The 12,276-nt window shown below is 61.9% G+C and carries 9 protein-coding genes; 2 read left to right on the top strand and 7 right to left on the bottom strand.

Annotated features, from left to right (window positions below; translation table 11 throughout):
* Window positions 1-62: 62 nt before the first annotated feature.
* The 5 genes from DCO57_RS15335 to DCO57_RS15355 form a co-directional block, all read right to left on the bottom strand.
* Window positions 63-3,020 (bottom strand): bifunctional [glutamine synthetase] adenylyltransferase/[glutamine synthetase]-adenylyl-L-tyrosine phosphorylase, encoded by a 2,958-nt coding sequence (locus DCO57_RS15335; RefSeq protein WP_244287953.1) that lies wholly within the window; start codon window positions 3,018-3,020, stop codon window positions 63-65.
* Complete coding sequence (locus tag DCO57_RS15340) at window positions 3,010-4,461, bottom strand: HAMP domain-containing sensor histidine kinase (protein WP_116699787.1); 1,452 nt, start codon at window positions 4,459-4,461, stop codon at window positions 3,010-3,012. The genes DCO57_RS15335 and DCO57_RS15340 overlap by 11 nt, the downstream gene beginning before the upstream one ends.
* Complete coding sequence (locus tag DCO57_RS15345; RefSeq protein ID WP_116699788.1) at window positions 4,445-5,131, bottom strand: response regulator transcription factor; 687 nt, start codon at window positions 5,129-5,131, stop codon at window positions 4,445-4,447. The genes DCO57_RS15340 and DCO57_RS15345 overlap by 17 nt, the downstream gene beginning before the upstream one ends.
* 185 nt (window positions 5,132-5,316) lie before the next feature.
* Window positions 5,317-6,792: a Do family serine endopeptidase gene (locus DCO57_RS15350; RefSeq protein WP_244287954.1), complete on the bottom strand. Its 1,476-nt coding sequence runs from the start codon at window positions 6,790-6,792 to the stop codon at window positions 5,317-5,319.
* A gap of 147 nt (window positions 6,793-6,939) precedes the next feature.
* Entirely contained in the window at window positions 6,940-7,635 is a 696-nt protein-coding gene (locus DCO57_RS15355; RefSeq protein ID WP_116699790.1) for a glutathione S-transferase, read from the bottom strand.
* A gap of 177 nt (window positions 7,636-7,812) precedes the next feature.
* Here DCO57_RS15355 and DCO57_RS15360 point away from each other — a divergent pair, with 177 nt between their 5' ends.
* A complete protein-coding gene (locus DCO57_RS15360) occupies window positions 7,813-8,811 on the top strand; it encodes a DUF2336 domain-containing protein (RefSeq protein ID WP_116699791.1) in 999 nt (332 codons plus the stop codon).
* A gap of 459 nt (window positions 8,812-9,270) precedes the next feature.
* Window positions 9,271-10,356, top strand: coding sequence for a DUF2336 domain-containing protein (locus tag DCO57_RS15365; RefSeq protein WP_116699792.1), 1,086 nt, complete (start codon window positions 9,271-9,273; stop codon window positions 10,354-10,356).
* Between the two features lie 14 nt (window positions 10,357-10,370).
* On the opposite strand, the gene DCO57_RS15370 is transcribed toward DCO57_RS15365, so the two are convergent.
* Both DCO57_RS15370 and DCO57_RS15375 read right to left on the bottom strand, forming a co-directional pair.
* Complete coding sequence (locus DCO57_RS15370; protein ID WP_116699793.1) at window positions 10,371-11,612, bottom strand: bifunctional alpha/beta hydrolase/OsmC family protein; 1,242 nt, start codon at window positions 11,610-11,612, stop codon at window positions 10,371-10,373.
* A gap of 178 nt (window positions 11,613-11,790) precedes the next feature.
* On the bottom strand, window positions 11,791-12,273 hold the full coding sequence (locus DCO57_RS15375) for a cytochrome c-type biogenesis protein (RefSeq protein ID WP_208977975.1): 483 nt from the start codon (window positions 12,271-12,273) through the stop codon (window positions 11,791-11,793).
* Between the last annotated feature and the right edge of the window lie 3 nt (window positions 12,274-12,276).

Here is a 12,276-nt window from a genome sequence, read left to right on the forward strand (position 1 = left end):
TCAGGACATGGAGAAGGATTCGCGCAAAACACAAAGGAGAGGAAACAGAAGGCACCCCGGCCTCAGGTCTCGCCGGTCGTCACCGGTCCCACAAGCCGGACGAATGCCGCCCGGACCCTTGCCTGGAGGTCGGCAAGTTCGGTTTCCAGGCGATCGAACGTGGGGCTTCCCGAGACCTGAACCAGGAGATTGAGCACACCTCCGGGCGCTTCCGCCGGAACAAATTTCCCGGTGAGGGTCAGGCGCAGAACCTGTGTCAGGCGCTGGTAGAGCCGCAAAGCCTCCAGAAGCAGTTCCGCCTCACCGACATCGAGACAGTCGGCATCACGCAGGAACTCCAGCGCCTGCTCGGTTCCCTGCGCCAGGACCGCCGGATTGTCCTGCGCGTTCGCAAGCTGCAGGCACTGGGCAATGAACTCGATATCCACCAGCCCGCCGGCGACCTGCTTCAGGTCCCAGATGTCTCTGGTGCCCTTTTCCTTCTCGATCCGGGCGCGCATGGTGCGTACGTCGTCGGCGAGCTTCTTCCTGTCGCGCGGCTGCGTCAGCGTCCCGCAGATGCTCTCGTAGATTCTTTTCCGGAACGTCTGGGATGTGGAGGCGATCACCCGTCCCCGGGTCAGGGCCATGTGCTCCCAGGTCCAAGCGTTCTTTTCCTGATAGTCGATGAAACCGTCCAGGTTGGTCGCCAGCGGACCGGCATTGCCGGAGGGCCGCAGGCGGAAGTCGACTTCATAGAGAGAGCCTTCCGCGGTCGGCGCGGACAAGGCGGTGACCAGACGCTGTGTCAGGCGGGTGTAATATTGGGGTATCGCCAGCGGCCGCTTGCCGTCCGACATCTTGACGTCAGGCGGAGCCTCGTAGAGCAGGATCAGATCGAGATCGGAAGCGGCGGTCATTTCCCGCCCCCCCAGCTTTCCCATGGCGAGCACGGCGACATTGCCGCCCGGCACTTCGCCGTGGCTTTCGCCCACGTGGCGCATCACCTGTCTCAGGATACGTTCAACCACCACCTCTGCAAGCCGGGCAAGCGCGAACCCCACCCGGTCGGCGGTCAGCGTGTCGGATATCAGGCGCAGACCGATCAGAAACTGCTGTTCCTGGGCAAATATCCTGGCCCGGTCCAGGGCCTCCTCGTAGAATCTTGCCTGCGCCAGCGTCCGGTCCAGACCGGTGCGGAACTCCTCGACGCTCGGCATCGCGCCGAAAAATGCCGGATCCAGAACGGCGTCGAGCACATGCACCCGTTTGGACACCGTCTCGGCCATGCGCGGCGCGGCGCCCATGGTCGTGGCGAGCAGCGTCAGCAGATGCGGATTGGATTTCAGCAGGGCAAAGAGCTGCACACCCGCCGGCAGTTTCGCCAGAAAGCTGTCGAAGGACCGCAGCGCCGCATCCGCGTTTTCCGTGGCGGCGAGCGCGCCCAGCAGGGCCGGATGCAGTTCCGTCAGCCGTTCCCGTGCCTGGGAAGACCGGGTGCACGGATAGCGGCCGTAGTGCCAGGACTTGACGAGAGCGGCGGCATCCGCAGGGTTCTTGAATCCAAGTCCGGCGAGCGTTTCCAGCGTGTCCGGGTCATGATCGTCGCCGGTGAAGACCAGATTGCCGAGTTCGGAGGACAGCGCCGGCTCGTCTTCAAAGAGCTCCGCGTAATGATGCTGAACCTTGCGCGCGTGTTCCAGAAACTCCGTTTCAAACGCCTGCAGATCGGCAAAACCCATCAGGGATGCAACACGTGTCACGCCTTCCCGGTCCTTGGGCAGAAGCTGGGTCTGCTCGTCGTTCAGCATCTGTATCCGGTGTTCGACATTGCGCAGGAAGCGGTAGGCTGCCGCCATCTCGTCACGGGCTTCCGGCCGGATCCAGTCGGCCGTGCACAGCGCATCCAGCATGTCGAGTGTCCGGCGCCCGCGAAGGGCCGGATTGCGGCCGCCTGCGATGAGCTGCTGTGTCTGGACGAAGAATTCGACCTCGCGGATGCCGCCTCGTCCGAGCTTCACATTGTGTCCTGCAACGGCGATGACGCTGTGGCCCTTGTGCATGTGGATCTGCCGCTTGATGGACTGCACATCCGCAATGGCGGCAAAATCGAGATACTTGCGCCAGATGAACGGCACGATCTCCTGCAGGAACTCCTCCCCGGCCGGAATATCGCCGGCGCAGGGGCGCGCCTTTATCAGCGCCGCGCGTTCCCAGTTCTGGCCGAGAGACTCGTAGTAGACGAGCGCGGCAGGAACGGACATGGCCAGGGGCGTCGCCCCGGGGTCGGGGCGCAGGCGCAGATCGGTCCGGAAGACATATCCGTCGGCGGTTCTGTCCTGCATGATCTTGACCAGACGCCGGGTCAGCCGGACGAATTCCACCGGCGCTTCCGCCGTGCCCGCCATGGGAGCCTTGTCCGGATCATAGAGAACGATCAGATCGATGTCGGAGGAATAATTCAGCTCGTTGGCGCCGTGCTTGCCCATGGCGAGCACGATCAGGCCACTGTCCTTCTCCGGCCTGTCCGGATCGAAGGGGGTGAACTTGTTGCGACGGGCAAGATCGCTCAGGCAGAAACGGATCGCGGCGGTCAGCGCCGCATCGGCAAAACCGGCCAGCGCCCCGGTCACCTGGTCGAGGTCCACCGCCCCGCAGACATCCGCAAGGCCGAGGGTCAGGGCCAGGTCCTGTTTCAGCAGACGCAGCGTCCGCATGATACCGGCCTCGTCCTCGGCGCGCGCGTCCGTGGCTTCGGCCAGAATGCGCCCGATCCGGAGTTCGGGGGGTTCCCTCAGAATGTCCAGAAGCCGCGGCGGATCGCCCAGCATGAGATCGCGCAGGAACGGCGAGTTGCCGATGACGCCTGTCAGGAAGCCCTTCATTTCCGGCCTGGCCTGTGCAAGCGCGGCGAGGGCATCCCCGGCATCGGCGTTCGCGAAAAGATCCTTCAGGAAAAGATCCGCATGGGCCGGATCCGGCGTGAGCGGAACGACCGAAATGCGATCGGCGAGAACGCCTTTTCCGCTTTCATTTTCCAAGGGATTTCCTTGCGTCATCGGATGTCCTGCCCCGCCCATCACCATGCCCGTCACCGACTGTTGCCAAGTCGATCCGGGCGGAAAGGCCCGGACCCTCATTGTTGAAGTGCAATTCTCCGCCATGCAAGCGCGCCACGGCCTTGACCAGGCTCAAGCCGAGACCCGTTCCCGGCTCGGACCGGCTTTCCTCGAGGCGGACAAAACGTTCCGTGACCCGGTCCTGGTCCTTTTGCGGGATACCGGGGCCATTGTCCGTGACGGCAAGAACGACGCGGCCGCCCTCCTCCTTCCCGGTCAGACGGATCAGCAGTTCACCGTTTTGCGAACGGCCATATTTCAGTGCGTTTTCAATCAGGTTCACCAGAACCTGGCTGATCAGATCCTTGTTGCAGTCCGCCCTGAGACCTGCAGGCACATCCGTTTCCAGCCGCCCGCCTTCATCCTCGACCAGGGGTTCGTACAGCTCGGCGATCTCCGCGACCAGCGTGTCGAGTTCCACCGGCCCCATGACCGATCCCGGAGCCGTGGATTCGATACGGGCGATCCGCAGGAGAGCATTGAAGATGCGCAGCAGATTGTCGGTCTCGTCGAGCGTGGCTTCCAGCGCCGCCCGATATCCCGCTTCCCCCTTCGCTTCGCGCAAAGCGGTCTCGACGCGGGTCCTGAGCCGGGTCAGCGGGGTCTTGAGGTCGTGGGCGATATTGTCGGTCACATCCCTCATCGACTGCATGAGCAGTTCAATGCGCTCCAGCATGGCGTTGAGACTGACGGCCAGACGGTCGAATTCATCCTCGTTTCCGGCCAGCGACAGCCGTCTCGACAGGTCGCCGTTCATGATCGTGCGGGCGGTGGCGGAGATCTCGTCGATACGCTTCATCACCCTGCGGCTGACGAACAGCCAGGTGATCGCCGCCATGATCACCACAAGGATCAGCCAGAGCCGGAGCCCGTTGGCCAGAAGATTGGAAAACAGCAGCTGGTCGCCGAGATCCCGGCCCACGAGCAGACGGAACCCGCCACGCAGCTCGAATATGCGCACCATGGCCTGACGCTCGATGTCTTCGGTATCCTGCCCGAGGCGCGTGTAGCGGACCCGGCGCAGCCCTCCGTCGGCCTCTTCCAGAACGACGGTCGGCAGGCGCGCGATGTTTCCGGCCAGGGCATTGCCCGCGAAATCGACCAGCAGATAGAGGCTGGCGTCCGGGTGGCGGGAGCGGCGGTCGATGGTGTCCACCAGATCGCGCAGCCCTCCCCTGACGTAGATGTCCGACAGCCCCTTCAGTTCCGCATCGACGGTCTGGACCACCTGTTCGGACATCAGCGTGTCGGTGCTGTTGGAGATATAAAACAGCAGAAATCCCGACATCACCGTGAACACGGCAATATAGAGCAACGACAGCTTGAAAGCTGTCGTACGGGTGAACCTAGTTACCCGAGTCACGAATCGTGTATCCGGCGCCGCGAATCGTATGCAGGAGCGGTGTATCAAATCCCTTGTCGATCTTGCCGCGCAGCCGGGAGATGTGGACATCGATCACATTCGTCTGCGGATCGAAATGGTATTCCCAGACATTTTCCAACAGCATCGTGCGCGTGACCACCTGGCCCGCGTGCTGCATGAGATACTCCAGAAGGCGGAACTCGCGCGGCTGGAGGGGGATGTCGGTCTCCCCGCGCCGGCAGGAGCGGGTCATACGGTCGAGGCTCAGATCGCCGACCGTGTAGGTCGTCTCCACCTGATGGGCCGATTTCGGCCGGCGGGCCAGAGCCTCCACCCGGGCCTGCAGCTCGGTGAATGCGTAGGGTTTGGGAAGATAGTCGTCCCCTCCGGCCTGAAGGCCCTTTACCCGGTCATCGACCTGACCCAGCGCGGACAGAATCAGGGCCGGCGTATGGTTGTTCTCCCGGCGCAGTTCCCTGATGAGCGAAAGCCCGTCGAGCTTCGGCAGCATCCGGTCGACGATGAGAATGTCGTAACTGCTGTCGATGGCCATCTGCAGCCCGGTCTGTCCGTCCGCCGCCTGATCGGCGGTATGGCCGAGTTCGCTCAGGCCCTTGACGAGATAGCCGGCAGCTTCGGGATCATCTTCAATGACAAGAATCCTCAACATACCCACCTTTTACTCTAAGTTGTGAACCAATAACAATGGCTGGCGGCGGCGAAGAATGTGATCCGCCGCCGCCAGTCATGCGGGGTTCAGAGCCCCCTGGCAAGGACCGGCCCGTCGGGGTTCGGGGCAGAGGGCAGACCGGTCCTGCCAGTCAGGTTACGGCTCCGGCGGGAGCCGGTTCCCGATCAGGCGACGTTCATGGGAAGGGCCACGAACCGGGTCGTGTCATTGGTTTCGACCCGGAAGAGCACCGCCTTGCGGCCATCCTTGTCGGCCTTTTCAAGAGCCTCGAGAACATCCGAGGGGCTGTCGACCTTCATGCCGGCGACTTCCAGAATGGTATCGCCGATGTTGAGGCCCTTTTCCGCAGCCGGGCTGTCCGGATCGATCTCGGCGATGACAACGCCATCCCCTTCAAGGCCGGCATCGGCCCTGGTGGTCAGTACGAGACCGAGCTCGTCCAGGCTGGTGCTGGTCTTTTCGGCCGGGGCGGCCGAGGCAACCTGTTCCTTTTCCTGAAGCCGGCCCAGTTTGACCGTCACGTCCTTCTCCTTGCCGTCGCGCCAGACGGTGACATCGATCCTGGTGTCCGGGTCATAGGAGGCAATGATCTTCGAAAGCTCACGCGGTCCCTTCACGCTCCTGCCCTCGACAGCCAGGATGGTGTCGCCTGAGCGCAGGCCAGCCTTCTCGGCCGGGCTGTCTTCCTGGGCTTCCGCAACAATCGCACCGCGGGCCTCATCGAGGCCGAGGCTTTCCGCGATGTCATCGGTGACGTTCTGGATCTGAACGCCCAGCCAGCCGCGAACAACGGTCCCGTCGTCCTTCAGCTCCATGATGACATCCTGGGCGGTCGACGCCGGGATCGCGAAGGCGATGCCGACATTGCCCCCGGACGGCGAGAAGATTGCGGCGTTCACGCCGATGACTTCCCCGTGCATGTTGAAGGCCGGACCGCCGGAGTTGCCGCGGTTCACCGGTGCGTCGATCTGGATGAAGTCGTCGTAGGGCCCGGCGCCGATATCACGGCCGCGCGCGGAGACGATACCGGCGGTCACCGATCCGCCGAGGCCGAAGGGGTTGCCGATGGCCACGGTCCATTCGCCGACCTGCGGTGCTTCATCGGCGAAATCCACATAGGTGAACTCCTTGTCGCTATCCACCTTCAGCAATGCCAGATCCGTGCGCTTGTCGGCGCCGATCAGGGTCGCGGAATATTCCTTGCCGTCCTGGTCGATGACCGTGAACTCGGTGCCCTTGTCAATCACGTGCTGGTTGGTGACGACATAACCGTCTTCGGAAATGAAGAAGCCGGAGCCCTGGGACATGCCGTATTGGCGCGGCGCACTGCGCTTCTTCTGTCCTTCTTCACCGCCACGGCCACCGAACTCGCGGAAAAACCGCTCAAACGGGTGCCCCTCTGGCAGTCCCTTGAAGAACTCACCGGGGCCGTCCGTGCCGCCGAAATTCATCATGCGCGGTTCCACGGCCTGTTTCACTTGAACGCTGACCACGGCCGGGCTGACCGTGCGCACGACCTCGGAGAAATCCGTCGGCGTCTGGGCGTCGACACGGACCGCATCCGCCAGCGCGAGCTGATTGGGGACAATGGTCTGCACGCTCATGACACCGGCGGCGCCGAGCACAACGGCTCCTGCCATCAGCCTGGCACGATGGGACCGCAAGAAAGAGACTGAGCCACGATTTTTCATATTTGCTTCCTCTACCGACATTCGATTTGAAGGTCATTCTGAACGCGAGCGGGGATTCGCGCTTTCTGTTCGCAGAGGAAGGTAGGTTACCCAGCCTTACGGCGACCTGTCGGCCGTATTACAATTTCGTAAGGTGGTCGCGGGAGGTTCGGGAAACAGAATCGGATCGTCTCCCGCCTGCCATGCCGGCCATTTGTGCATGATCGCCCGGAAGCGGTCGGAAACCTCGAAGGCGCCCAGCCAGGTCTTCAGACCCGGCCAGCTCTCGGCTTCGAACCAGTCCCTGTCCGTGTTGGCGAACTGGCGCACGAAAGGCAGAATGGCGAAATCGGCCAGCGAGGACCGCGCCCCGAACAACCAGGGGCCGGCTGTCAGCCGATCCTCGAGCTGACGCAGGAAGACGGACGCAAGAGCCCGCTCCTCCTCCCGGTCCGCATCCGGATAACGGGTATCATATTTGTAGCGGTCGAGATGGTGTTTGAAGGGGCCGTCGCAGATCCCGATCAGATCCGACATTCCCGTCCTGTCGCCTCCTTCCGGCAGGAGCCATCCTTCGGGGTCGTTGTCCCCGAGCGCCCAGAGCATGATGTCCAGGCTTTCGTCCAGAACCCTCTCCCCGTCCCTGAGGCAGGGAACCGTTGCGGTAGGAGAGGTTGCCAGGAATTCCGGTGCCTTGTCCCGCAGAAGGACTTCACGCAGCTCGACCGTCCGGCCGCTGCAGGCAATCGCCAGCCTTGCCCGCATGGCGTAGGGGCAGCGGCGAAAGGAATAGAGGATCGGATACTCGGACATACCCGTTCCATGACCCACGGCGGCATTTCCGTCAACGGTCTCCCTCGCCCGGAAAGGCACTGCAGCACCATCCGGGATGCGCCCCAATCAATCATAGGTAGTTTTGTCTAGTCATTTCCCCTCCCTTTACAGCTTATAAAGAAAATCTTGTGAAACTTACGGTGATAGGGTGTCACAATGACCAATTCGCTTGTCCAACTTGCGAGGGAAAGTTCCTCGAAGAAAAAGCATCAGCTTGCCGAGCATGTTGCGGACCTGCTCGCAGCAAGGGCGGATGACGGCACCTCCGAGGAAGCCGTACTTCTCAACGACATGCTGGAAGGCGTTTACAGCTCTCTTGAACCGGACACACGCCGGCAGATGTCCGAGCGCCTCGCTGATGTCGATGCAACGTCTTCCCGGCTGGCCGCCACGATCGCGGCGGACGACCTTCCTGTCGCCCAGGCCGTCCTCGAGCGTTCCCGATCACTCACGGAAACGGATCTTCTGAACATCGCCGAAACCAAGGGCCAGGGACACCTTCTGGCCATGGCCAAACGCGATCATGTCAGCAAGGACCTGAGCAAATTCATGCTCAAACGCGGCGACAAGGAGGTCAGGCATACTCTTGCCGCCAATCTGGGCGCCGATATCACAATGGCCGAGTTCGAGGCCCTGGTTAAGGACATGCCCCGGCAGCTCGGTGATCGCATCCGGCATCTGCGCAAATCCAACGAAGAGGTGCTTGAGGACCTTTTCAAGGACGATGGCGAAGTCGCCGCCGGTTCCGAGCTGACAAGGCGGCCGGCCAAGATCGGTCCGAAGGCCTGGCTGATGGGAATCCAGATGGGCAGGACCACCTTGAACAAGGCGGTCTATCAGCTGGCCGTGGAACACAATCTTCTGGACGCGGTCGCGCTTTTGTCCTTCTTCTCCGCCCTGGACATGAAATACGTCCACAAGCTCATGATCCGCTACGACAGCACCGGAATCGCCACGGTCTGCAGGGCCACGGGCATCGGCGCGAAGGAGTTCCAGGCGATCTGCAAGGAACGCTGCAAACATCTGAAATTTCCCGAAAGCACCGGAAGCAAGTGGCTCACCAATTACCACATGCTTGACGAGACGGATGCCAGGCGGCTGCTGGCCCTAATGAAGATCAGGCTGAAAACGGTCAGGCGGCAACAGGCGGCCTAACCGCGCGCCAACGTCAACGCCCTTCCCGCACCCTTCCTGGAACCGATTTCCCTTTCCGTCCACTTGAGTTCCCCTCGCCCAGGGCGTTTCCGAGAGGCGATGAACGGGCGACAGGCTCCGGTCTTTTGCGGCTCATCACGCAGCCCCCCTGCGTTTTCACCGGCAGCCCCCTCCGCCCGAAACTTGCGCCTCTTGTGAAGGACGGAATCAAATCGCCGGCCGACACAGTATCCATTACTTCACACAGGACACGGAAGTGTTTCTACGTAGATATTTTCAACAATAAGAAACCTAATTCATCTGATAAATCTACGAACATATATACGCCTTCCGTTCACGGTAATTTTTATCAGTAAATATAATTAGTACTTTCAGATAATCGAAACATTCATTTCTTGTTTTATCTTGTTGTAAACTTATGATCGATAATCATATCGCAAGAAAACCGGATGACCAATCATGATCACCAAACTTCTCAGTCTTGCTCAGGAAAGTTCCGCGGAAAAGCGGCATCAGCTGGTTGACCATGTCACGCGCCTGTTCGTATTGGGCGCGGACAGGTGCCAGGCGGAAGAGATCGCGATTTTCAACTCGGTGCTGGAAAGCATGCTTCCGACGATAGAGCCTGCCCAGAAAAAGGAAATCGCGGAAAAACTGGCTCCGGTCAACGGCACCTCACAGCAGCTTGCCAATGAGCTCGGTCGCGAGGAAATCGCGATCGCCCGGCCCATGCTCACCTCCTCGGAGGCCCTGGATGACGGCGATATTCTCACACTCGCGAAAACGATGGGCCAGGGACATCTTCTTGCCATTTCCAAGCGCCGGCGACTGGAATCACGGGTGACCGACGTCCTTCTGGAACGCGGGGAAACCCCGGTCAAGCAGTCAGTCGCCGCGAACTCTGGTGCTGAGTTTTCCACCTGGGGTGCCCGGCTGCTGATCAAGCTGGCAGAGAGGGACGACACGATCCGTGACGCGATGATGGAGCGTTCTGACATCACGGAAGACGATTACGACAAACTGATCGGTCTGATGCCGGAACCGCAGCAGGTCAGGATCCGTGCGCTGCGCGAGGAAAACGAAGCGCTCCTGCACGACCTTTTCCGCAAGGCCAGCAAGGTCGTCACCAGCACCAAACTGGAGCGCAAGGCGACGCGCATCTGCGCGAAAGTCACCTTGAAGGAAATTCGTGCCGGACAGCGCTCTCTGGGCAAGGCGATCACCCAGCTTGCGCTGTCCAACAATCTGTTCGACATCAGTTTCCTGCTCGCCGAGATGGCCGGCGTGGAGCAGAAATACGTGACAAATGTCATGCTCCGCTACGACGCCATGGGCGTTTCGATCCTGTGCCGTGCACTGGGAATCGAGGACGGCGAATATTCCTCATTGTGCCGGGCACGCGCCAACCTCAGCAAACAGCCGCAATCGACGCTGGACAAATGGGCGGCCGACTACGAGGCACTTTCGGACAAGGATGCCCGCCGTCTGCTCTCGTTCACGAAGATCCGGCTCGGCACGTTTCAAAAAGAGTCCCCCGAGGTATAGCGCGACGCCGGTCCTCAGGCCTTTTTCGTGACCTCGCGCGTCACGACCGCCGCTCCGGCCTCCAGCGTCTTGTGAACCGGGCACTTGTCGGCGATTTCCAACATGCGCTTGCGGGTGGCGTCATCCAGATCGCCTTCCAGGGAAATCAACCGTTCGAACCTGTCGATCCTTCCGCCACGCGCCCTGTCCTCCTGCGAACAGTCCTCGCAGTCCGCGGCATGCACCTTGCCGTGCAGGATGCGGGTTCCGATCCGGCCCACTTCGATGCCCTTCCTGTCGGCATACATGCGCAGCGTCATGACCGTGCAGGCTCCCAGCGCGGCCGACAGATAGCCGTAAGGTGACGGTCCGCTGTCCAGACCACCGACAGCCACGGGCTCGTCGGCCAGCAGCGTGTGCGCTCCGCTCGATACCGTGACCTGATATTTTCCCAGACCGGTTTCCGCAACGTCCACGCCGTCATCCACCTCATCGGCGGTCTTCTCCGTGCCCTTGTCGAGATATCGTCCGGCCCAGGCGGCGATCACCCTGGCCGCATAGGCGGCATCCTTTTCCTCAGACAGAAGGTGGTCGGCCGTGTCCAGCGAGACAAAGCTCTTCGGGTGCCGGGCGGCAACAAAGATATTGGTGGCATTGTCGATGCCGACCGTCTCGTCCAGCGGCGCATGCATGACCAGCAGGGCCTTGTGGAGTTCCGCGGTCTTTTCCCGGACCGACTGCGCCTGCAGGTCGTCCAGAAACTCGCTGCGGATCGTGAACCGGCGGCCGGCAAGCGTGACCTCCCCCGCCCCCTTCTCGCGGATCTCGTCAATGGACCCGTGGAAATTGTGCAGCACATGATCGGCGTCGGACGGGGCCCCGATCGTCACCACGGCCCGCGCTTCGGGAATATCGCCCGCCACCGCGAGCATCGCCGCGCCGCCGAGGGAATGGCCGATCAGGAGCTGCGGGGCCTGATGGTTCTTGCGGAGATAGTCGGCAGCCAGCTTCAGGTCCTCGACATTGGAGGAAAAGCCCGTGGAGGAAAAGTCGCCGCCGCTGCCGCCAAGCCCGGTGAAATCGAAGCGCAGCACCGCGATCCCCTGTGCGCTGAGCGCCGAAGCGATGTGGCGGGCGGCAACGATATCCTTGGAACAGGTAAAACAATGCGCAAAGAGCGCGAAGGCCGTGACCCTGCCGGCCGGAAGATCCAGCCGCGCCGCAAGCCGTGCGCCATGCGCACCATCGAATTCCAGTTTCAGCGGACGGTTTGCCATTCATGGGCCTCCTGGATGCCTTGATACCTTTGAAGCGGCCAACTTGCGGACGCGCAAGCGACCCCGAGCGGACATGCGTTGACCTCGCAGCCCATGAGGTAAACATGCCCCCGTGCCATGCAAGTCACAACTCGGTACAAGATCGTGAAGGGGCCGGGCCGTCAGGCAGGCTGCCGGCCTAGTCCTTGCCGTCCAGCAGTGCCTGCAGCCTGCGCTCTTCTTCCTCGGAAAGCTGCGCCTCCGGTCCGTCAGCAGGCTGCCCCGCTCTTGCTCGACGCTTGCGCATGGCGAGCCCGATCGCGAACAGGCCGGCGACCAGCGCGACAGGGCCGGCAGCCCACAGGGCCAGCGTGTGCCAGGCGAATCTGGGTTTCAGCAGGACGAACTCGCCATAGCGGGACACAAGATAGTCGATCACCTGGGCGTCGCTGTCGCCCGCCAGAAGCCGCTCGCGGACCAGGATGCGCAGATCCCTGGCAAGCGGCGCGTCGCTGTCGTCGATGGACTGGTTCTGGCACACCATGCAGCGCAATTCGGCGGACAGGTTCCGCGCCCGCGTCTCAAGGACCGGATCGTCGAGGATCTCGTCTGGGGCCACGGCCTGCGCAGGCCCCGCCAACAGGCAGAAGCACAGGAAAAGGCTGGTGAGAAGGGAGCGGATCAT

This window comes from Labrenzia sp. 011 (assembly GCF_003075075.1).
In the GTDB taxonomy this organism is placed as follows: domain Bacteria; phylum Pseudomonadota; class Alphaproteobacteria; order Rhizobiales; family Stappiaceae; genus Roseibium.

Coding starts and splice junctions, on each gene's coding strand:
- DCO57_RS15345 (WP_116699788.1), bottom strand. CDS start 5,131: ATGTTGAGGATTCTTGTCATTGAAGATGATCCCGAAGCTGCCGGCTAT.
- DCO57_RS15350 (WP_244287954.1), bottom strand. CDS start 6,792: ATGGCAGGAGCCGTTGTGCTCGGCGCCGCCGGTGTCATGAGCGTGCAG.
- DCO57_RS15355 (WP_116699790.1), bottom strand. CDS start 7,635: ATGTCCGAGTATCCGATCCTCTATTCCTTTCGCCGCTGCCCCTACGCC.
- DCO57_RS15360 (WP_116699791.1), top strand. CDS start 7,813: ATGACCAATTCGCTTGTCCAACTTGCGAGGGAAAGTTCCTCGAAGAAA.
- DCO57_RS15365 (WP_116699792.1), top strand. CDS start 9,271: ATGATCACCAAACTTCTCAGTCTTGCTCAGGAAAGTTCCGCGGAAAAG.
- DCO57_RS15370 (WP_116699793.1), bottom strand. CDS start 11,612: ATGGCAAACCGTCCGCTGAAACTGGAATTCGATGGTGCGCATGGCGCA.